Below are 20,837 nucleotides of genomic sequence, written 5' to 3' on the forward strand. Positions count from 1 at the left end.
CGCGCCGCGATCAGCGAGTCTGCTGGATCGCCGAAAGGACCCAGCCGCGGCCGGGCTGGCGCTGGAAGGTCCACAGCTCGGTGGCCTCCGACGAGTCGGTCTGCACGATGCGGCCGCTCGCCCGCTCGACCATCACGTCCTTGAGGGCGTAGCGCATCGCCACGGTGGCGTATTCGGTCCGATCCTCGGCCCAGGCCTCCGCGAGGTCGCCCTGCAGGAGCTTCACGTCCGAGATCTTATTCACCACGCCGCGGGATGCGTTGTTGCGCAGCTCCTCATCGAAGTAGCTGACCATCTCGGGCGTCGAGAGGTTGGCCAGCGTCACGCGATCCTCGCGGGAATAGGCCTCCTGGATGTCGCCGAGCAGGCGCTCGAACGCCTGATAGTCGTTCGGCCCGATCTGCACCGGACGGGTCTGCGGCGGACGCTGGCCGCCGAACATTCCGGCCCCGCCGGGCGCGCCGCCCATCGGGCCGGCCGGACCCTGCTGTCCGTCGAGCGACGAGCGCGCATAAAGCGCGCCCGCGCCGGCCGGCTCGTTCCGGCGGCGGAAGAAGCGCAGAGCGAGCATCACCACGAACACGACCAGCCCGACTTGGAACAGCAGGCCGATCATCGAGGCGAGTCCGCCGAGGCCCCCGAAGAAGCCGCCGCCGAGCAGGGCGCCGATCAGGCCGGCGCCGAGAAGGCCCGCGAAGAAGCCGCCGCCGAACCGGCGCCCCTGCGCGGGCGCCTGCATGCCGGGGCTGCCCATGCCGGGGGACGGCGCGGTCTGCGAGCGCTGCATCGTCATGCCGCCGCCGGGCGCGGTCGGCGTGGCGGAGGGCGCGTTGAAGGTGCGCGAGCCGCGCGAGCCCATGGAGCCGCCGCCGCCCGGACGGGCCTCGACGACGGGCGCCGCGACGGTCAGTGCTGTGGCCAGCGCCAGGAGGGCGGCCACACGCCGACGGCGCGAAATCTGAGTCAACATGAACAGGCCCCTGGGGACGAGAACCGAACGGCGCGGAGCGCCATCAACAATATGGGAACGGCTGAGGCCGCGTTTTAGTCCTGCACCAGCGACGGCGCGGTGACGTTTGCCGTCGCTGGAGGGCGCACGGCCCGTCAATGCAGCGTCCGATCCGGTGCCGCCGGGAACGACAGCCGCACCTGAGTCCCCTCCCCGGTCCGGCTGTCGAGGGTGATGGTCCCGTTCTGACGCTTCATCAAGCCGTGGACGATCGCAAGGCCCGCTCCGCGCCCGGCCTCGCGGCTGGTCTGGAACGGCGCCAGCGCCCGGGCCAGCATCTCGGGCGACATGCCGTGGCCGGTATCAGCCACGAGGATGCCGACGCTTCCCGCGCCGGGCTGCTGCATCCCCCGGTCGCCGGGATCGACCCGAAACGTCGACAGGGTCAGCGTGCCGCCGGACGGCATCGCCTCGCAGGCGTTGGCGACGAGGTGGCGCACGGCGAACTCGATCTGCGTCGGGTTGCTGATTGCCCGCGGCAAGCCGGGGGTCGACGTCACGGTCAGCCGGATCCCGGGGGGCAGATCGGGTCCGATGCGCTCCGCCAGATCCGCCACGATGGCGTCGAGATCCACGGGGCGTACGTCCGGTGCGATGCGGCGGGAATAAGCCAGGAGCTGGCGCGTCAGAATGGCCGCGCGCTCGGTGGCGTCGGCCGAACGGGAGATCGCCCGCTGGATGAACGGCTCCTGGCGGTCCCCGAGCCGGCGCTTCAGACCGTCGATGTAGCCGATCAGGATCTGAAGGAAGTTGTTGAACTCGTGCGCGACGCTGTTGGTCAGCAGGCCCAGCGCCTCGCGCTGCCGGGAGAGGGCCAGCGCCCCCTCGGCCTCGCGGTGCGTCGTGATGTCGATCACTTGGCCGATCCGTCCCGAGGTGCCGGGCAACGGCGCCAGGGTCATGCAAGCCCAGAAGCTCACCCCGTCCGCATGCAAAGCCTGAAACACCTGCGCACCGTCGCGCTTCGGATCGGGCGCGGGGGCGTGCGGCGCCTGGATAAGCGCGAAACCCTGCGCGCGAAATGCTGCCGCCGGATGGCCCGTCAGGCTTTCGAAGGCAGGATTGACATGGCGAATGTCGCCTTGCGCGTCCAGCAGGAGGCTGGCCGTGGGCAGGGCGTCGAAAAGCGCCAGGGCCTCGGGCGTCAGCGGTGCCGGCGTCTCCCCATCTCGATCCGTCCCGGGCTGCACCATACGGGATTCGCGCTCAGCGGATGCGGGAGACCCGCGACGGGTCAGCGATAGCGACGAATGCCGCCGGGGCCAAGACGCGTCGGGGCCAAGGCCCGCCGGTACCAAGATCCGTTCAGGGGGCCGGCTACTGACGCACCCACATCACCCGGGCCATCCAGGCCACCTCGCCGAGGTTCAGGATCCTGTCCTCGTGCTCCGGATTGAGGGAGGCGAGTTCCACGGTTCGGGCGGTGCGGCGTCTCAACTCCTTGGCGAGAACCTCGCCCCCGTGCAGGCGGACCACGACACGGTCGCCCTTGCGCACGCTGGCGGTGGGCGAGACGATCAGCACGTCGCCGTCACGGAACAGGGGCAGCATTGAATCGCCCTGGATCTCCAGCGCGAAGGCGCGCTCCTCGCCGAGATCCGGAAACTCGATCTCCTCCCAGCCGGCGCCGCCGGTGGGCATGCCCTCGTCGGTGAACAGACGGCCAGCGCCGGCCTGGGTCAGGCCGATCAGCGGGACCATGGTGCGGGCCGGGATTTCCCGGGCCTCGATCAGGCGGAGGAACTCGTCCAGGCTGGACCCGGTCGCCGCCAGGACCTTGGACACCGATTCCGTGGAGGGCCAGCGCTTGCGCCCGTCCGCACCCACGCGCTTCGAACGGTTGAAGCTCGTCGCGTCCAACCCGGCGCGACGGGCGAGGCCGGAGGCCGAGTAGCCGTGGCGCTCGGCGAGCCGGTCGATGGCGTTCCAGATCTGCTCGTGCGACAGCATAGCGGGCTCGAAGACTTAACCCTGACCGGCCGGCGCCCCCATCCCGCCAGCCGGGAATCGGCCGTCGTGGGAGCACGAAAACGTTGCCCCGCCAGGTACGGTCGACACCCTGCGGGTACGCACGGAAATATCAGACCTTACTCGGTCGGGCGCAGATCTCCCGGCGCGGACGTTGCTCTATGACGCGGGGCCTAGTCGTAGGAAAGTAGAACTACAAGCTGCAGAATGCAATCGCTCCTCGAATCAACCAGCGCTCCGTTGTTGCCGCGGGCCGGCGACGCCTCTATCCACGCGACGGGCCCGAGGAGCTTCGATGGCGCGCATCTATAAAATCTGTCCGCGCGCCCTTTGGCGCGAGGCCGAGGAGGCAGGCCGGTTCACCGGTTCACCGATCGATCACCAGGACGGGTTCATTCACTTCTCCACGATCGCGCAGGTTGCCGAGACGGCGTCCCGCCATTTCGCCGGGCAGACCGACCTCCTCCTGATCGCTGTCGAGGCCGACGCGCTCGGGGATGCCCTGCGCTTCGAGCCTTCCCGGGGCGGCGATCTGTTCCCCCACCTCTACGGGCCGCTGTCGCTCGACGCCGTGACGGCGGTCAATCCGCTGCCGCTCGACTCGAGCGGGCGCCACGTCTTCCCGGCCGGGCTCCTGCCGGCATGATCGGCGCCGCATTCCCGTTGGTGCGACCGGTGCTGCACCGCCTCGACGCGGAGCGGGCGCACGACCTGACCCTGCGCGCCCTCGCCCTGATGCCGACCGCCCGGCTGCCGGCGGACGATCCGCGACTCACGGTTGAACTTCTCGGCCGCCGCTTCCCCAATCCGGTCGGTCTCGCGGCAGGCTTCGACAAGGGCGCACGGGTCCCGGATGCGTTGCTCGGGCTCGGCTTCGGCTTCGTGGAGGTCGGCGGCGTGGTTCCGCAACCACAGTCGGGCAACCCTCAGCCGCGGGTGTTTCGCCTCGCGGCCGATCGGGCGGTGATCAACCGCTACGGCCTGAACAGCGAGGGGCTGGTGGTGGTGGCCGCCCGGCTGCGCGCTCGAGCCGGCCGGCCCGGCATCGTCGGCGTCAACATCGGGGCCAACAAGGATTCTTCCGACCGGCTCGCCGACTACGCCGCCTGCACGGCGGCCCTGGCGCCGCTCGTCGATTTCGTCACCGTCAACGTCTCCTCTCCGAACACACCGGGCCTGCGCGACCTTCAGGGCGAGGCGTTCCTCGACGAACTCCTCGCCCGTACCGTCGAAGCGCGGGATGCGGCCAACGCCGCGACGGCGATCCTGCTGAAGATCGCGCCCGACATGAGTCTCGACGGTCTCGATGCCGTCTGTGCCACCGCCCGGCGGCGGGGCGTCCAGGCGCTGGTCGTGTCGAACACCACGGTGGCGCGGCCGGCGAGCCTCGTCGAGCAAGGGCTCGCCCGGGAGACCGGAGGGCTCTCCGGCCGGCCGCTGTTCGGGCCGGCGACACGGATGCTGGCCCAGGCGCGGCTGCGCCTCGGCAGCGATTTCCCGCTGATCGGCGTCGGCGGCGTCGATTCAGCCGAGGCCGCCTGGACCAAGATCCTGGCCGGCGCGAGCCTCGTCCAGCTCTACTCGGCTCTCGTGTATGACGGGCCGGGGCTTGTCGGTCGTATCAAGTCAGGCCTGTTGGAGCGGATGGACCGGGCGGGCGTGACGCGGCTCGATGCGCTGGTCGGCCGCGATGCGGAAGACCTCGCTCGCGCGGCGTGAATAGATTTGACTGTTCCTTAGAAAAACTTTGCGCAGCGGGCGTTTAGCCTGTGCCCCGTGCATGAGGGGCCTGCGCGCGCACGCCATTGTGAGCGCAGCGTGATGGCGCTTATCTCGCGGTTGCGAGACCACTCGCGTCATCAATTCCAGGACGGTTCATGGCCCAGTCTGAAGGGTCCACCAAGCGCTCGTCCGCCGCCGGCGGCTGGGGCGCTCTGAAGAGCTGCGGCAAGCATCTGCTTGGCAGCCGCGCCCCGCTCACGGGCGCCCGCGCCCTGCTGAAGGCGAACCAGCCCGACGGATTCGACTGCCCGGGCTGCGCCTGGGGCGATCCGGAACACGGCTCGTCGTTCGAGTTCTGCGAGAACGGTGTGAAGGCCGTCTCCTGGGAGGCGACCGACAAGCGCACGCCGCCCGCCTTCTTCGCCAAGCACACGCTGACCGAGCTGCGGACCTGGAGCGACTACGCCCTGGAGGGTGAGGGCCGTCTTACGCACCCGCTGCGCTACGACGCGGCGAGCGACCGTTACCTGCCGGTGAGCTGGGACGCGGCCTTCGCGGAGATCGGCGCGGAACTGCGCGCGCTCGAACATCCGGACCAAGCCGAGTTCTACACCTCGGGCCGCGCCTCGAACGAGGCCGCGTATATCTATCAGCTCTTCGCCCGGGCCTACGGCACCAACAACTTCCCCGACTGCTCGAACATGTGTCACGAGGCGAGCGGCGTGGCCCTCATCGATGCGATCGGCATTGGCAAGGGCACGGTGCTGCTGGAGGATTTCGAGAAGGCGGACGCGATCTTCTGCGTCGGCCAGAACCCCGGCACCAACCATCCGCGCATGCTCGGCGACCTGCGCCGGGCGGCCGAGCGCGGCGCCGAGGTCGTTGTACTGAACCCGGTGCGCGAACGCGGTCTGGAGCGCTTCGCCGACCCGCAGAACACCGTCGAGATGCTGCGCGGTTCGAGCCGCCCGATCGCCAGCCACTACCTGCAGCCGCGCTCCGGCGGCGACATGGCGGCCTTCCGGGGCATCGCCAAGATCGTGTTCGCCCGCGACGCCGAGGCGCTCGCGGCCGGCCGGCCCTCGCTTCTCGACCGCGCCTTCCTGGAGCATCACACCGCGGGGCTCGACGCCTATCGCGCCGCCGTCGAGTCCACCTCCTGGGAGGCGATTCTCGATCAGTCGGGCCTGACGATGGACGCGATCACCGCGATGGCGGACGTCTATCTCGGGGCGCAGCGCGTGATCGCCACCTGGGCGATGGGCGTAACCCAGCACCGGCACTCCGTGGCGACGATCCGCGAGATCGCCAACCTCCTGTTCCTGCGCGGCCATATCGGCCGGCCGGGCGCGGGGTTGTGCCCGGTGCGCGGCCATTCCAACGTGCAGGGCGACCGGACGGTCGGCATCAACGAGCGCCCGCCCGCCGCCTTCCTCGACGCGCTGGAGCGCCATTTCGGGATCAGCATGCCGCGCCGGCACGGCCACAACGTGCTGGCGGCGATCCGAGCCATGCGGGACGGCACGTCCAGGGCCTTCATCGGACTCGGCGGCAACTTCTTGCGGGCAACGCCCGATACGCCGGTGGTGGCGCAGGCGCTGGCCTCCTGCCGGCTCACCGTGCACATCGCCACGAAGCTCAACCACGCCCATCTCGTGCCCGGCGCGGTCGGCTACCTGCTGCCCTGCCTCGGCCGCACCGAGATCGACCGGAACGCGGAGGGCAAGGTCCAGATCGTGACCGTCGAGGATTCGATGAGCATGGTCCACGGCTCGGGCGGCATCAACAAGCCGGCCTCCAAGGAGCTGCGCTCGGAGATCGCGATCATCGCGGGGATTGCGGCGGCGACGGTCGGCTCCTCCGCCATCGACTGGGCCGGGTTTGCCGCCGATTACGACCGGATCCGCGAGGCAATCGCCGCCACGATTCCGGGGTTCTCTGGCTACAACACCCGGGTGCGCAAGCCGCGCGGCTTCATGCTTCGCAACCTCGCCGCCGAGCGGGTCTTCGAGACCGCGACGAACCGGGCCAATTTCTCCGCCGAGGCGCTGCCGGCTGAGACGGAGCACCAGATCGCGGGGAAGTCCAAGGATACCTTCGTGCTGCAGACCTTCCGCAGTCACGATCAATACAACACCACGATCTACGGTCTCGATGATCGCTATCGCGGCGTGTACGGCGAGCGCCGCGTCGTCTTCGCCCATCCGGACGACCTCGCGGAGATCCGTGACCGGCTGGGCGAGCGCGTGGACATCGTCGGGACGCATGAAGACGGCATCACCCGGCGGGCCGAGGATTTCCGCCTCGTGCCGTTCGACATGCCCCGCGGCGCGCTGGCGGGCTACTACCCGGAGCTGAACGTGCTGGTGCCGCTCTCGACCTACGGCGAGAAGAGCGACACCCCGACCTCCAAGTCGGTGCTGGTCACACTCGAGGCGCGCGCGGCGGCGTGAGCGCGACGCCCGAGGAAGCGGCGTTCGTTGCAGCCCTCGACCGGGTGTCGGCGGCCCATCCGGCGCTGCCGCCTCTCGAGGCCGGCCTTCTGGCGGCGCTGGAGGTCGGCTTGCCGGGCGACAGCCGCGCCTTCGCCCGGACCTTTGGGGTGGAGCACGCGCTCGTGCTCCGGGCGCTGGCCGGGCTGGAGGAGCAGGGCCACATCGCCGTCACGGCTCGGGATGCGCGGACGCAGCGGACGCGGTTTGCGGGGGCCGGTTCGAGACCCTGTACGCCATCGGCGCTGCCGTCATCACGAGCGTAGCGAAGTGACCCAGGGCAGCGCGACGCCGTCGGGCGTGGCGCTTCTGGATTGCTTCGCTCCGCTCGCATAGACGGCCGAGCGATCGTCCGCCCCTTCCTTCAGAACCCCTTCGCCTTGATGGCCTCCGCCCAGGTGACGGCCCGGCGGTTCACCCCGAGATGCTGGCGCTCGTAGAGCCGGCCCTCCAGCTTGATCGCGCCGCGCTTGGCGTATTCCGGCCGCTCGAACGCTTCGATCACCAGCTTGGCCCGGCGCACCTCCTCCTCGGTCGGCGCGAACGAGGTGTTGGCGGGCTCCAGCTGCGTCGGGTGGATCAGGGTCTTGCCATCGAACCCGAGGTCGCGCGCCTGCCGGCACTCCGCGCGGCAGCCTTCCGTGTCGGCGATGTCGTTGTAGACGCCGTCGAGGATCGCCAGACCCTCGGCCCGGGCGGCGGCCAGCGCCATCATCATCCAGGGCAGCATCGGCACCCGGCCCGGTACGATCTTGGCCCAGGTGTCCTTGGCAAGGTCGTTGGTGCCGAGCACGAGGCAGGTCAGGCGGTTGCGCGGATCGCGCTTGGCCCGGGCGATCTCCTGGATGTTGAGGATCGAGGCCGGCGTCTCGATCATCGCCCAGATCGCGATGTCCTCCGGGGCGTCGAGGGATTCGAGCCGGTCGGCGATGCTCTCCAGCACGGCCGGGGACGACACCTTGGGCATCAGGATCGCGTCGGGCTTGGCCTCGATAGCAGCGTGGAGATCCGCTTCGCCCCAGGGCGTCTGCGGGGCGTTGACCCGGATCACCAGCTCGCGGCTGCCGTATTCCCCGCCCTTGACCGCCGCGCAGACCTGCGCGCGGGCGATCTCCTTCTCCTCGGGGCCGACCGCGTCCTCCAGATCGAGGATGATGCTGTCCACCGGCAGGGTCTTCGCCTTGTCGAGCGCCCGCTGATTCGAGCCGGGCATGTAGAGCACGCTCCGGCGCAGGCGCAGGTCGGTCGTCAGGGCCATGGGCTTCTCCCTCGTGCGGCCGCCGGGCGGCCCGTCGTCGTTGCGGTGCACCCTAAAGCACGCCGCAGGGCATGCCACACCCCAAAGGTGCGGTTTCGTGAGTTCCGCTGCGGTTTGATACCGACCGTAATCTTCGTGCGTGGAAGCCGCGGTTTGGTCATGTTCCGGCGATTAAAGGCAGCCCGTATTCAGATCTCGGACTGTGGAATCCCTGTCATGCGTAAAGTTCTGGTCGCCCTCGTCCTCGTCGGCGCGCTGGCTGCGCCCGGGGCGGCCCAGGCGCAGAGTCGGACGACACTCGGGGTCGGGTCCGGCGCCGTCGCGGGCGCGCTGGTCGGCGGACCGATCGGTGCCGTGGCGGGGGCCGTGGTCGGCGGCCTCGTCGGTAATTCGACGGAGCGGCGGCGCCATCGGGTACGGCGCGGCCGCCGCTACGGTTCTGCGGCCCCGCGGCGGCCTCTCCCGCGGCGGGCGGAGGCCGCGATGCCGCGAGCGGTGAGCCCTGTGGATCAATCGGCAGCGGCGCAGGCGCCTGCCCCTGGCGTGTCCACGTGGAAGGACCCGCATTGAGCGGCACCGAGGCGGTCGACCTGAGCCGCGATCGGCGCCTCAGGCTGCTGTCCGAAGGGCGGGCGGGGCGACACGCGTGAAGGTGGCGCGGGCGAGTGCTGGATAGGCGATCGCTTGGCCGATTCCCCGGGCGCCCAGAAACACCACGAAGGCGAGCCATAGGCCGGCATTGCCGAGGCCGAAGACCTGCACCAGCGCGAGTGCCGCGCCATAGACGGCCAGCGCGCAGAGCATCAGATTGCGCATCGCCCGTGTCCAGGTTGCGCCGATATAGATGCCGTCATAGGCGAACGGCGCAGCGGCGGCGAGCGGCGCCAAAGCGGCCAGGACGAGGTAGGTCCGGGCGGCCTCGCGCACCGGTCCGTTCGTCGTCACGAAATCGATGAAGGTCTGGCCCCCCGCGAAGGCCAGCAGGCTGACGCCGAGTCCGAAGCCGAGGCACCAGCGCAGGCTCAGGGCGGCGGCGATTCGGAACGCCTCCGCATCCCGGGCGCCCACCGCACGGCCGCACAAGGTCTCGGCCGCCGTGGCGAAGCCGTCGAGGAAGAAACCGCCGATCAGGAAGAGATTCCACAGCACCGAATTGGCGGCCAGCACCACGTCGCCCTGCCGGGCGCCGAGCGCCGAGAACAGGACGATCCCGGTGATCAGCGCGAGCGTCCGCAGGATCACGTCGAGGTTGACGCTCAAGGTCCGGCGCAGGGCCACCGCGTCGCGCAGGTCGCGCAGGGGCACGCGGAACGGGTGTGAGCCGAGCCGCACTAGGACCACCAGCCCAAGTCCCAGCCCCAGCGCCTCCGCGCCGACGGTCGCCAGCGCCGCGCCGGCCAGCCCCAGGCCGAAACCGAGGACCAGGGCAAGAGTCAGCCCGATATTCATCAGGTTGATCGCCACCTGCAGCAGCAGGCCGAGATCGGTCCGCCCGCGTCCCAGGACCGAGCCGAGCACACCGTAATTCGCCAGCACGAATGGGGCGGACAGGATGCGGATGTGGAAGTAGGTGGCGAGCCCGGTACGCACGGCGTCGCTCGCTCCGCTGATCGCGAAGGCGATCGGGCCGATCAGGCCTTGCAGCGCCACGAGGACGAGGCCGATCAGGGCGCCTGCGGCGAGCGTCCGGGCCAGGATGCGGTCGACCTCACGGTCGTCGCGCGCGCCGGCCGCCTGCGCGGTGAGCCCCGCGGTCGCCATGCGCAGGGTGCCGAAGGACCAAAAGATCGCGTCGAAGATCACCGCGCCGAGCGCGACGGCGCCGAGCAGGGCCGCATCGCCCAGCCGGCCGATCACCGCCGCGCCCACGAAGCCGAGCATCGGCGTCGTGACGTTGGCGAGCGTCATCGGCAGGGCGAGGGTCAGCACCCGGCGATGCGTGGGCCGGTCGAGTTGCGTGGTCGCGGGTGTCATGTCGCGACCTTAGCGGTCGCGAACGATTCGTGAACCCTCGCGGGCCGCCGATTAGCGCGAGACGGCGAACAGGCGCGCGATGAACCACAGCGGCACGACCACGATCGCCCCGGCGACGATCCAGCCGCCGAAATCGTGCAGCGAGGTCAAGCCGAGTTCCAGCAGCGCCCGGGCCGAGTCGTAGATGTGCCAGAACAGGCGCCCCGGCGTCAGCCCGAGCATCGACATGAAGGCGCCGACCAGGATCGACAGGAACAGCAGGCGCAACAGCACGCCGGCGGGCGAGCCGCCCAGGAAGCGCCGCAGCGCCGAGTCCCGCGGGCGATAGGAATCCGGCCCGTAGGCACCCGGTGGCACCGTGTGCTGCGTGTCGTCCCGCCGGTGCCGCTGATGATCGACGAGCATCGTGTCCTCGTGAAACCCCGCGCCGTTCGATCGGCGATGAAGCGGGCGGAACCGTGGCCGGTACATCACACCGCATCGAAACCCGATGGGCGATCGAGCGTTGGCTGGTTTCTCCCGCGCACCCGAGATGGCAACCGGCGATGTTCTCGCCAAGATGTCCGGCGGAGCGGGAGCCGCCGCCGGGACAGGCCCGGCTCGCCGCGCAGGCCAAAGGGGGATATCCCGGGGCCGGACGTTGTCTGAGGAAACGAAGTGCCGACGGGACCCAACGCACGATGATCGACCACGCCCTGTTCGACCCGGCGACGATCGATCCCGAGACCACCCGGCTGAACGCCGCGATCGTGGCCGCCCACGCGGCTTTGCCCGATCCCTGGTCTCTGTCGATCGCGGAGGTGCGCGCGCGCCGTCGGGCGGGTACGAAGGCGGCGCCCGCGATGCCGCACAGCGCCCGAGCCGAGTGGCTGACGATCGACGGGCCCGGCGGCCCGCTCAAGCTCCGTGTGATCAAGCCCAAGGCGGGTACCAAGCTACGCGGGGCCTACCTGCACATCCACCGGGGCGGCTGGGTCTGGGGCGCGGCCGACGAGCAGGATCCCTGGCTGGAGCGGATCGCCGATGCTTGCGGCTTCGTCGCCCTGTCGGTGGAATATCGGCTGGCCCCGGAGCATCCCTATCCGGCCGCCCTCCTCGATTGCGAGGCGGCCGCGCTCTGGCTGGCCGGTCCCGGCAAGGCCGAATTCGGCATCCACGCCCTGACCATCGGCGGGGAGTCGGTGGGCGCCCACCTCGCCGTGATGGTGCTGCTGCGGCTGCGGGACAAGCACAACCAGCCGCGGGCCTTCCGCGGCGCCAACCTCAATGCCGGGTTCTTCGACCTGGGTCTCACCCCATCGGTGCGCAACTGGGGTGACGAGCGCTTGGTGGTGAACACCGGCGACCTGACGAGGTTCGCCGATGACTATGTCCGCGAGGGGATCGACCGGCGTCGGCCGGACGTGTCGCCGATCTACGCGGAGCTGAAGGGTCTCCCGCCCGCCCTGTTCACGATCGGCACCATGGATCCGCTGCTGGACGACACGCTCTACATGTCGGCGCGCTGGGCGGCGGCGGGCAATGGCGGCCATACCGCGATCTATCCCGGCGGCTGCCACGTCTTCGCTCGCTATCCGAGCGCGATCAGCGAGCAAGCCTTGGAGCTGATTGACCGCTTCCTGATGGCCCTCGCCTGAGCGATCCTGCGGAGATCCTGCCGGAGCGGTTCCGGGCTTGGTTCGCCGCGCGGGGCTGGGCGCCCCGGCCGCACCAACTCGATCTGCTGCGGATCGCCGGGGCCGGCCGCTCGGCGCTGCTTGTGGCGCCGACCGGGGCCGGCAAGACGCTGGCCGGCTTCCTGCCGAGCCTCGTCGCCCTCGCGGAGCGCGGCCCGCAGAAGCTGAAGCCGACGGGGCTCCACACGCTCTACGTCTCGCCCCTGAAGGCGCTGGCGGTGGACATCGCCCGCAACCTCGACGCGCCGATCGCCGAGATGGATCTGCCGGTGCGCGTCGAGACCCGCACCGGCGACACGCCGGCCCACAAGCGCACCCGGCAGATCTCGCGCCCGCCCGACATCCTGCTGACCACGCCCGAACAGCTGGCGCTGCTGATCGCCCACCGCGAGGCGACAGATTTCTTTTCGGGCTTGCGGTGCGTGGTGCTGGACGAGTTGCACGCGTTGGTGACGTCGAAGCGGGGTGATCTGCTGTCGCTGGCGATGGCCCGGCTGCACCGGCTGAGCCCGGGGCTCGTGGCGATCGGGCTATCGGCGACGGTGCGCGAGCCGGATGAATTGCGGAAGTATCTGGTGCCGCAGCGTGTTGCGAGCGCGCACCTCTCTCCTCCCCCTTGTGGGGAGGAGCTGGAGGTGGGGGTGGTTCAGGAGGCACCGGAACGCTTGATCCTGATGGACCCTCACCCCTGCCCCTCCCCGCAGGGGGGAGGGGAAAACGCGCCCCCCATGGCCGATCTCGTCACCGTGGCCGGCGGCGCGAAGGCGGATCTGCGCATGCTCGATCTCGGCCGGGCGCTGCCGATTTCCGGCCACACCGCGTGGCACTCGATGCCGGCGATCTACGAGCTCATCAAGGAGCACCGGACCACGCTGGTCTTCGTGAACACCCGCCTCCAGGCCGAATACACCTTCCAGGAGTTGTGGCGGCTCAACGAGGATGCGCTGCCGATCGCGATCCATCACGGCTCGCTCGACGCGCAGCAGCGCCGCCGCGTCGAGGCCGCGATGGCGGCGGGCCAGCTCCGGGCGATCGTCTGCACCGCGACCCTCGACCTCGGCATCGACTGGGGCGACGTCGACCTCGTGGTCAATGTCGGCGCGCCCAAGGGGGCGAGCCGGATCATGCAGCGGATCGGCCGGGCCAACCACCGGATGGACGAACCCTCGAAAGCCTATCTCGTCCCCGGCAACCGCTTCGAGATGCTGGAGTGCCAAGCGGCGCTGGACGCCGTCGAGGAGGCCGCCCAGGACACCCCCGATGCCCGGCTGGGCGCCCTCGACGTGCTCGCCCAACACGTCCTCGGCATGGCCTGCGCCGACGCCTTCGATCCCCTCGACCTCTACGACGAGATCGTCTCGGCCGCGCCCTATGCTGGGCTCACCTGGGAATCCTTCGAGCAGGTGGTCGATTACGTCGCCACCGGGGGCTACGCGCTGCGCGCCTACGAGCGCTTCGCCAAGATCCTGCGCGGGCCGGATGGGCTCTGGCGTGTCCGCGATGCCCGCACCGCCCAGGCCTATCGGATGAATGTCGGCACCATCGTGGAGGCGGCCCGGGTGAAGGTCCGCCTCGGCCGGACCCTGCGCGGCAAGCCCGGGACGGTCCTGCCCAAGACCGGCCGCGTGCTCGGCGAGATCGAGGATGAGTTCGCCGAGACGCTCACCGTCGGCGACACCTTCCTGTTCGCGGGCGAGACCCTGCGGTTCGAGGGGCTCGCCGAGGACGAGTGCCTCGTCACCCGCGCCCCGCCCGATACCGATCCGGCAATCCCCTCTTACGCGGGCTCGAAATTCCCGCTCTCGACCTTCCTGGCCGCGCGGGTCCGAGCGCTGATCGCCGACCCGTTCGAGTGGGACCGGCTGCCCGAGCAGATCGGCGCGTACCTGCTCCAGCAGCGCCGCCGCTCGGTCCTGCCGGGGGAGCGCGACCTCCTGGTCGAGACCTTCCCGCGGGGGAAGCGCTACTACCTGACGGCTTTCCCGTTCGAGGGCCGCCTCGCCCACCAGACGCTCGGCATGCTGCTCACCCGGCGCCTGGAGCGCGACGGCCTTCGCCCGCTCGGCTTCGCGGCCAACGATTACGGCATCGCGATCTGGATGACCCGCGATATCGCCGAGCGTGCCGCCCTCGATCCGGACTTCATCGGCGATCTCTTCGCGGTCGACATGCTGGGCGACGATCTGGAGGCGTGGCTCGACGAATCGGCGATGATGAAGCGCACCTTCCGCCAATGCGCGGTGATCGCCGGCCTGATCGAGCGCCATCACCCGGGCCTGAAGAAATCCGGCCGGGCGGTCACGATCTCGACCGACCTGATCTACGACGTGCTGCGCAAGCACCAGCCCGACCACCTGCTGCTGCGAGCCGCGCGGCAGGATGCGGCAACCGGACTCCTCGACGTGAGGCGCCTCGGTATGATGCTAGAGCGCATCCAGGGGCGAATCATCCACAGGTCTCTCGACCGGGTCTCGCCGCTCTCCGTATCCGTGATGCTCGAGATCGGGCGCGAGCGGGTCTACGGCGAGGGCGCCGACGAGATCCTGGCCGAGGCCGAGGCGGAGCTTCTTCAAGAGGCTTTGTCCTGACCATCGATCCGCCCTCCCCCGACGACGAGGATGCGATCTTGGCGGCCGGCCTGAGACTCGAGAAGACTCACAAGCACCCCACCCTGAGGCTCGCGGGCGAGACCCTGGTGCTCGACCTGTGCGGCGGCCTCTGGCTGCCGGAGCACCGGACCCTGATCGTGTCCGATCTTCACCTGGAAAAGGGTTCGTCCTACGCGGTCCGGTCCGGCCAGTTCCTGCCGCCCTACGACACCCGCGAGACGCTGGCTTGCCTGCACGAGGCGGTGGTGCGGCACGACCCGGCCCGGGTGGTCGCGCTCGGCGATTCGTTTCACGATGCCCGGGGCCCGGAGCGCATGGAGCCCGGCGACCGCGCCATGGTGGCGGCACTGCAGGAGGGCCGGGATTGGGTCTGGATCGCCGGGAACCACGACGCGGCGGTGACCGAAGGGATCGGCGGCCGCTACGCCGACGCGCTGACGCTCGGCGGACTCCTCCTGCGCCACGAGCCGAGCCCCGGGGAGGCGCCGGGTGAGATTGCCGGCCATCTCCATCCCTGCGGCAAGGTCGCGATGCGCGGCCGGGCGGTGCGCCGCCGCTGCTTCGTCACAGACGGGTCGCGCCTCGTGATGCCGGCCTTCGGCGCCTATGCGGGCGGCCTGAACGTGCGCGACAAGGCGATCGAAGGGCTGTTTCCGACGGGCTTCACCGCCCACCTCCTCGGAGACGGGCGGGTTTTCGCCATCGGCCGGGCGCAGCTCGCCCGGGACTGAAGGCCGACACCCGCACTGCGGAAGCGTGGAGCGGTTCCCCGGCCCCCGCGGGCGGGTTTACGGATGACCGCTCCGCTGCTGAACGCCAACGGTTTTAGGACCAAGCGTGATTCCCCTCCCCCTTGTGGGGAGGGGCTAGGGGTGGGGGTGGTGCAGAAGGAGCCGCTGCACGCAATCCTGAAACACCCCCACCTCCAACGCCTCCCCACAAGGGGGAGGAGAGAATCTCGCAGCCTGTAGAGTGCGGATATCCTCGGCAGGCCGGGAGTGGAGCTTCGCGCCTCGTTGCGCCGGATCAGCCTGCCTTCATGAAGCGGCTGACGCTCTCCGATAGGCCCGAGGAATGGTCCGCCAGGCTCCCGGCGATGCCGCGGACCGCGACGGCGAACTGACCCGTCGCGGTCGCAGCCTGCGACACCCCGCCGATGCTGCCCGACATCTCCTGGGTCGAGACCGCCTGCTCCTCCACGGCGCTGGCCATGGCCAGCGTCAGCTTGGAGAGTTCGCCGACCGCCGCGGTGATCATCTCGATGGCGCCGACCGCCTCGCCGGTCGCGTTCTGGATGGCCGAGACCTGCTGGGTGATCTCGCCGGTCGCCTTGGCGGTCTGCTCGGCCAGCGCCTTGACCTCGCTGGCAACCACCGCGAATCCGCGACCGGCCGTCCCCGCCCGGGCGGCCTCGATCGTGGCGTTCAGCGCGAGCAGATTCGTCTGATCGGCAATCGACTTGATCATCCCGACGACGGCATCGACCTTCCGGGCGTTCTCGGCCAGCTGGCGCATCGTTGCGTCGGTGGTTTCGGCTTGCGTGGCGATCTGCTGCGCCCGCTCGGAGACGCGCCCGACCTGGCCGGAGATCTCCTGGATCGCGTTGTTCATCTGCTCCGAACTCGCCGCGACCGAGGCCGCCTGGTCGCGCGCGGCATCGGCCGATTGGGTGAGCCCTTCGGCGGAGTGCTGCATTTCCTGGATCGCCGATCCGACCGCGTCGACCACCCGCGTGACCTCGGAGGCCATCTGAACCTGCGCGGAGACCACGGCCCAGGTCAGCATCGGCCCGATGTAATTGCCCTTTTCGTCGTTGACGGCCGTGACCTGAAGGTCGAGCGTCTCGGGGCCGACCTTGATCTTGGTCCGGTGCGGAAGGCGGCTCGCATCGGCCAGCATCGAGCGCTGGTGGTGCGGGTTCTTGTGGAACACGTCGAACGAGTTGTTCATCATCTCGTCGACCTTGATCGGCAGATACTGCTCGAGCGGCCCGAGGGTTCTGCGCGATGTCGCGTTCAGGTAGTCGATCCGGAAGTTGTCCTTCGGATCCGCGGTCATCACCGCGACCGGCATGTTGTCGATCATCGACATCAGCCGACCGATCTGCTTCTTCTTGGCCGAAATATCCGAGGCGAACTTGACCACCTTCACCGGGTTGCCCCGAGCATCAAGGATCGGATTATAGGTGGCTTCGAGCCAGACGGGGTTCTTGTCCTTGTCCAGCCGAAGGAATTCGCCGGTCACGAACTGGCCCTTCCGCAGCTTGGCCCAGAATTCCGCATAGCCGGCCGATTGGGCGTGCGCGTCTTCAATAAAGATGCGGTGATGTTTGCCGATCAACTCGGACTGGGAGTACTTGATCAGCTTCAGGAAGTTTTCGTTGGCGCTCAGGATGTCGCCGTCCAGCGAAAACTCGATGATCGCCAGCGATCGATCGAGTGCCTCGATCTTGGCTTGGGCTTCGCTGTATGTGGATCGCTTGAACATATCCGAACCCGCTATCACGTGCGGCGAAATAAGACATGAGTGCGTTAATCGTTCGCTAAAATGGTGATCGGGACCTGCAACCGTGAAATTTATGCGGTCGTTATACCGTTCTTATTGAAGGTGAATATTGCCAACTATCTTGTTATATGAGTAGTGATTTAAGTTTGAATATAAAGATACAGCGCGTGCGCTCGTATATCAAAGCCTCAAAACCAGCCGCGAATACGGAAATATACAATCGGTGCCAGCGCGCTCAGAACGATGAGGGCCAGCGCGTAGGGATAGCCGTAGGTCCAGTCGAGTTCCGGCATGTGCTTGAAGTTCATGCCGTACATGGAGGCGATCAGGGTCGGGGGCACGCCCACCACCGACACGACGGTCAGTACGCGGAAGACGTTGTTCTGCTCGATGTTGATCAGGCCCAGCGCCGCATCGAGGAGGAACTGGACGTTTTCGGCCAGCCGCGTCTCGAACTCGTCGAGGGAATCGATGTCCCGGCGGATCGTGTCGAACCGTCCGTCTTCCGGAAGGCCGAGGGCGTCGCAGGCCGCCGCCACGAAGGGCACGATCCGTTCCAGGCCGAGCAGGCTCGCCCGGATCTTGCCCAGCACCTTACCCCGGTTGCTGATCCCGCGCAGGATCCGACGCAGCGCGAGGTCGCGTCGCCGGGGCGGTGGGCTTTCCAGCCGGCGGCGTTCCACGCCCCGCACGTCGAAATCGAAGATCCGGGTGGAGAGGGAATCGAGCTCGGACGCCATGTCTTCCAGCGCGTCCGCGAGGCTGTCCACCAGCTCCTCCAGGACGACGAGAAAGACCTCGCTCGGCGTTGTGCTGCCGTCGCCCTCCGCGATGCGCTTGGCGGAGGAATCGAAGGCACGCAGATCATGGAAGCGCACCGTGACGAGGTGGTCCTTGGTCAGCAGGAAGCCCAGCGGCTTCAGCTGCGAGGCGCTGCGCTCGAAGGTGATCATCGGCGTGGACAGCGACAGGCCGCCCTTCACCCGCCGCAGACGGCTCGACGTCTCGACTTCCGACAGCGCCTCCCGGGACGGCACGCGCAGGCCGGTCGCGGCCTCGACTGCCGCCGCCTCCTCGGAGGTTGGATCGTTGAGGTCGATCCAGACGGCGTTGTGCGCGATCAGACGTGCGGTCTCGGACGCCACCGGGCCCTCGGGGCCGTGCAGGCTCAGCATCGCGGCGCGTCATCCATGGAAGAAGAGGGCAGGCAGGGGGCAAGATCGTCGTCACGCAGTGGTGCGACAGCCTTGACACGGAACGGCCCCGCGCCTATCTCGCGGCCGTCTTTGGCACTCGCCGAGACAGAGTGCTAACAGTCGAGTTCGCGGCGGTCCCGCCGGCCGCATCAACGCCAACTCCAGACCTGAAGCAAGAGGGCAGCTCATGAAGTTCCGTCCGCTGCACGACCGCGTGGTCGTCCGTCGCATCGAGAGCGAGGAGAAGACCAAGGGCGGCATCATCATTCCGGACACCGCCAAGGAGAAGCCGCAGGAGGGCGAGATCGTCGCCGTCGGTCCCGGCGCCCGCGACGAGCAGGGCCGCGTCAACGCGCTCGACGTCAAGGCCGGCGACCGCGTCCTGTTCGGCAAGTGGTCCGGCACCGAGGTCAAGATCGACGGTCAGGACCTCCTGATCATGAAGGAATCCGACATCATGGGCGTCGTCGCCCTCTGATCGGCTCACCCCTTCCCGCCCTTTGAGGTCATCTGAGGCCTTGGGGTTCAACCACTAGCTAAGAGGCATACCATGGCAGCGAAAGACGTTCGTTTCTCCGCCGACGCCCGTGACAAGATGCTGCGCGGCGTCGACATCCTCGCCGACGCGGTGAAGGTGACGCTGGGCCCGAAGGGCCGCAACGTCGTGATCGAGAAGAGCTTCGGCGCCCCCCGCATCACCAAGGACGGTGTGACGGTCGCCAAGGAGATCGAGCTCGCCGACAAGTTTGAGAACATGGGCGCCCAGATGGTGCGCGAAGTGGCCTCGAAGACCAACGACATCGCGGGTGACGGCACCACCACCGCGACCGTGCTGGCCCAGGCCATCGTCCGCGAGGGCGCCAAGTACGTCGCCGCCGGCATCAACCCGATGGACCTGAAGCGCGGCATCGACCTCGCCACCCAGGCCGCCGTGAAGGACATCATCGCGCGCGCCAAGAAGGTCTCGACCTCCGACGAGGTCGCCCAGGTCGGCACGATCTCCGCCAACGGCGACAAGGAGATCGGCGAGATGATCGCCCACGCCATGCAGAAGGTGGGCAACGAGGGCGTGATTACGGTCGAGGAGGCGAAGACCGCCGAGACCGAGCTCGACGTCGTCGAGGGCATGCAGTTCGACCGCGGCTACCTCTCCCCGTACTTCATCACGAACGCGGAGAAGATGGTCGCCGAGCTCGAGGACCCCTACATCCTCATCCACGAGAAGAAGCTCTCCTCGCTCCAGGCCATGCTGCCGGTGCTCGAGGCCGTTGTTCAGACCGGCAAGCCGCTGCTGATCATCGCCGAGGACATCGAGGGCGAGGCCCTGGCCACGCTCGTCGTCAACAAGCTCCGCGGCGGCCTGAAGGTCGCGGCCGTCAAGGCGCCGGGCTTCGGTGACCGCCGCAAGGCGATGCTCGAGGACATCGCGATCCTGACCAAGGGCCAGATGATCGCCGAGGATCTCGGCATCAAGCTCGAGAACGTGACGCTCCCCATGCTCGGCCGCGCCAAGCGCGTGCGCATCGAGAAGGAGAACACCACGATCATCGACGGCGTCGGCGAGAAGTCCGACATCGAGGGCCGCATCTCGCAGATTAAGGCGCAGATCGAGGAGACCACCTCGGACTACGACCGTGAGAAGCTGCAGGAGCGTCTGGCCAAGCTCGCGGGCGGCGTCGCGGTGATCCGCGTCGGCGGCGCGACCGAGGTCGAGGTGAAGGAGAAGAAGGACCGCGTCGACGACGCCCTCAACGCCACCCGCGCGGCGGTCGAGGAAGGCATCGTTCCCGGCGGCGGCACCGCGCTGCTGCGCGCCAAGAAAGCGGTCGCCGAGCTGAAGTCCGAGATCCCGGACGTGCAGGCCGGCATCAAGATCGTGCTGAAGGCCCTTGAGGCCCCGATCCGCCAGATCGCCCAGAACGCGGGCGTCGAGGGTTCGATCGTGGTCGGCAAGATCACCGACAAGACGGACTCCGAGACCTTCGGCTTCAACGCCCAGACCGAAGAGTACGTCGACATGATCCAGGCCGGCATCGTCGACCCGGCCAAGGTGGTGCGCACCGCCCTGCAGGACGCGGCCTCCGTGGCCGGCCTGCTGGTGACCACCGAGGCGATGGTCGCCGACGCGCCGAAGAAGGACGGCGGCGCCCCCGCGATGCCGGGCGGCGGCGGCATGGGCGGCATGGACTTCTAAGTCCAAGCCTTCCGCTGAGACGAAGGGAGGGGGTCGCCGAGAGGCGGCCCCTTTTTTGTTTCGAAGAAAACTTCGCGGCGGCTTAAGTAGATTTAAGTTATCTGATTGCAAAAATGGGGAAGGCGGATCGTTAACTAGTTACGGGATTGCAAGATAAAATAATTTGCGATCGCCTTGTCAGACTAAAACAGGTCGTGAGATCAAAAGTTAAAACCTGACTATGAACTTAGGCTA

18 protein-coding genes are annotated in these 20,837 nt (G+C 68.6%); 10 read left to right on the plus strand and 8 right to left on the minus strand.

The annotated features are described in order from the left end of the window. Positions 1-10: 10 nt before the first annotated feature. The 3 genes from BLQ49_RS03880 to BLQ49_RS03890 form a co-directional block, all read right to left on the minus strand. Complete coding sequence (locus tag BLQ49_RS03880; protein ID WP_091713464.1) at positions 11-970, minus strand: TIM44-like domain-containing protein; 960 nt, start codon at positions 968-970, stop codon at positions 11-13. Positions 971-1,104: 134 nt separating this feature from the next. Next, on the minus strand, positions 1,105-2,202 hold the full coding sequence (locus BLQ49_RS03885) for a two-component system sensor histidine kinase NtrB (RefSeq protein ID WP_091713466.1): 1,098 nt from the start codon (positions 2,200-2,202) through the stop codon (positions 1,105-1,107). 124 nt (positions 2,203-2,326) lie between these two features. Continuing rightward, positions 2,327-2,959: a S24 family peptidase gene (locus BLQ49_RS03890; RefSeq protein ID WP_091713468.1), complete on the minus strand. Its 633-nt coding sequence runs from the start codon at positions 2,957-2,959 to the stop codon at positions 2,327-2,329. Positions 2,960-3,272: 313 nt separating this feature from the next. On the opposite strand from BLQ49_RS03890, the gene BLQ49_RS03895 reads away from it, so the two are divergent. From BLQ49_RS03895 to BLQ49_RS03910, 4 genes are all read left to right on the plus strand, one after another. Beyond that, positions 3,273-3,623, plus strand: coding sequence for a DUF952 domain-containing protein (locus BLQ49_RS03895; protein WP_091713470.1), 351 nt, complete (start codon positions 3,273-3,275; stop codon positions 3,621-3,623). Further along, positions 3,620-4,696, plus strand: coding sequence for a quinone-dependent dihydroorotate dehydrogenase (locus BLQ49_RS03900; protein WP_091713472.1), 1,077 nt, complete (start codon positions 3,620-3,622; stop codon positions 4,694-4,696). The genes BLQ49_RS03895 and BLQ49_RS03900 overlap by 4 nt, the downstream gene beginning before the upstream one ends. Before the next feature lie 158 nt (positions 4,697-4,854). Next, positions 4,855-7,152: an FdhF/YdeP family oxidoreductase gene (locus tag BLQ49_RS03905; protein ID WP_091713474.1), complete on the plus strand. Its 2,298-nt coding sequence runs from the start codon at positions 4,855-4,857 to the stop codon at positions 7,150-7,152. After that, complete coding sequence (locus BLQ49_RS03910; protein ID WP_091713476.1) at positions 7,149-7,457, plus strand: MarR family transcriptional regulator; 309 nt, start codon at positions 7,149-7,151, stop codon at positions 7,455-7,457. Before BLQ49_RS03905 ends, BLQ49_RS03910 begins: the two co-directional genes overlap by 4 nt. 98 nt (positions 7,458-7,555) lie before the next feature. Here BLQ49_RS03910 and BLQ49_RS03915 read toward each other — a convergent pair whose 3' ends face one another. After that, positions 7,556-8,449: an HpcH/HpaI aldolase/citrate lyase family protein gene (locus tag BLQ49_RS03915; protein ID WP_091713478.1), complete on the minus strand. Its 894-nt coding sequence runs from the start codon at positions 8,447-8,449 to the stop codon at positions 7,556-7,558. Positions 8,450-8,665: 216 nt separating this feature from the next. On the opposite strand from BLQ49_RS03915, the gene BLQ49_RS03920 reads away from it, so the two are divergent. Continuing rightward, positions 8,666-9,019, plus strand: coding sequence for a hypothetical protein (locus BLQ49_RS03920; protein WP_091713480.1), 354 nt, complete (start codon positions 8,666-8,668; stop codon positions 9,017-9,019). A gap of 39 nt (positions 9,020-9,058) precedes the next feature. Here BLQ49_RS03920 and BLQ49_RS03925 read toward each other — a convergent pair whose 3' ends face one another. Both BLQ49_RS03925 and BLQ49_RS03930 read right to left on the minus strand, forming a co-directional pair. After that, the gene (locus BLQ49_RS03925) at positions 9,059-10,423 is read right to left on the minus strand and encodes an MATE family efflux transporter (RefSeq protein WP_091713481.1); all 1,365 of its coding nucleotides are present in this window, start codon (positions 10,421-10,423) and stop codon (positions 9,059-9,061) included. A 51-nt stretch (positions 10,424-10,474) separates the two neighbouring features. Further along, positions 10,475-10,828 carry a DUF6460 domain-containing protein gene (locus BLQ49_RS03930; protein ID WP_091713896.1) on the minus strand — a complete coding sequence of 118 codons (354 nt, stop codon included), beginning with the start codon at positions 10,826-10,828 and terminating at the stop codon, positions 10,475-10,477. A gap of 275 nt (positions 10,829-11,103) precedes the next feature. Between BLQ49_RS03930 and BLQ49_RS03935 the strand changes: the two genes are divergently transcribed. Genes BLQ49_RS03935 through pdeM form a run of 3 tightly spaced genes read left to right on the plus strand, consistent with a single transcriptional unit; the run spans position 11,104 to position 15,439 of the window. Continuing rightward, entirely contained in the window at positions 11,104-12,060 is a 957-nt protein-coding gene (locus BLQ49_RS03935) for an alpha/beta hydrolase (protein WP_091713483.1), read from the plus strand. Further along, entirely contained in the window at positions 12,057-14,687 is a 2,631-nt protein-coding gene (locus BLQ49_RS03940; protein WP_091713484.1) for a ligase-associated DNA damage response DEXH box helicase, read from the plus strand. Before BLQ49_RS03935 ends, BLQ49_RS03940 begins: the two co-directional genes overlap by 4 nt. Positions 14,688-14,725: 38 nt before the next feature. Further along, positions 14,726-15,439 carry a ligase-associated DNA damage response endonuclease PdeM gene (pdeM, locus tag BLQ49_RS03945; protein ID WP_091713486.1) on the plus strand — a complete coding sequence of 238 codons (714 nt, stop codon included), beginning with the start codon at positions 14,726-14,728 and terminating at the stop codon, positions 15,437-15,439. A 295-nt stretch (positions 15,440-15,734) separates the two neighbouring features. Here the strand turns inward: pdeM and BLQ49_RS03950 are convergent, their stop codons facing one another. Next, entirely contained in the window at positions 15,735-17,195 is a 1,461-nt protein-coding gene (locus BLQ49_RS03950) for a methyl-accepting chemotaxis protein (RefSeq protein ID WP_091713487.1), read from the minus strand. A gap of 206 nt (positions 17,196-17,401) precedes the next feature. After that, positions 17,402-18,388, minus strand: coding sequence for a CorA family divalent cation transporter (locus BLQ49_RS03955; RefSeq protein WP_091713489.1), 987 nt, complete (start codon positions 18,386-18,388; stop codon positions 17,402-17,404). Positions 18,389-18,596: 208 nt separating this feature from the next. Between BLQ49_RS03955 and groES the strand changes: the two genes are divergently transcribed. Further along, positions 18,597-18,887 carry a co-chaperone GroES gene (groES, locus tag BLQ49_RS03960; protein WP_007567860.1) on the plus strand — a complete coding sequence of 97 codons (291 nt, stop codon included), beginning with the start codon at positions 18,597-18,599 and terminating at the stop codon, positions 18,885-18,887. Positions 18,888-18,959: 72 nt separating this feature from the next. Beyond that, positions 18,960-20,603 carry a chaperonin GroEL gene (gene groL, locus BLQ49_RS03965; protein ID WP_091713490.1) on the plus strand — a complete coding sequence of 548 codons (1,644 nt, stop codon included), beginning with the start codon at positions 18,960-18,962 and terminating at the stop codon, positions 20,601-20,603. Positions 20,604-20,837 lie beyond the last annotated feature (234 nt).

Origin of the sequence: Methylobacterium phyllostachyos, assembly GCF_900103445.1 — a bacterium.
Lineage (GTDB): Bacteria > Pseudomonadota > Alphaproteobacteria > Rhizobiales > Beijerinckiaceae > Methylobacterium > Methylobacterium phyllostachyos.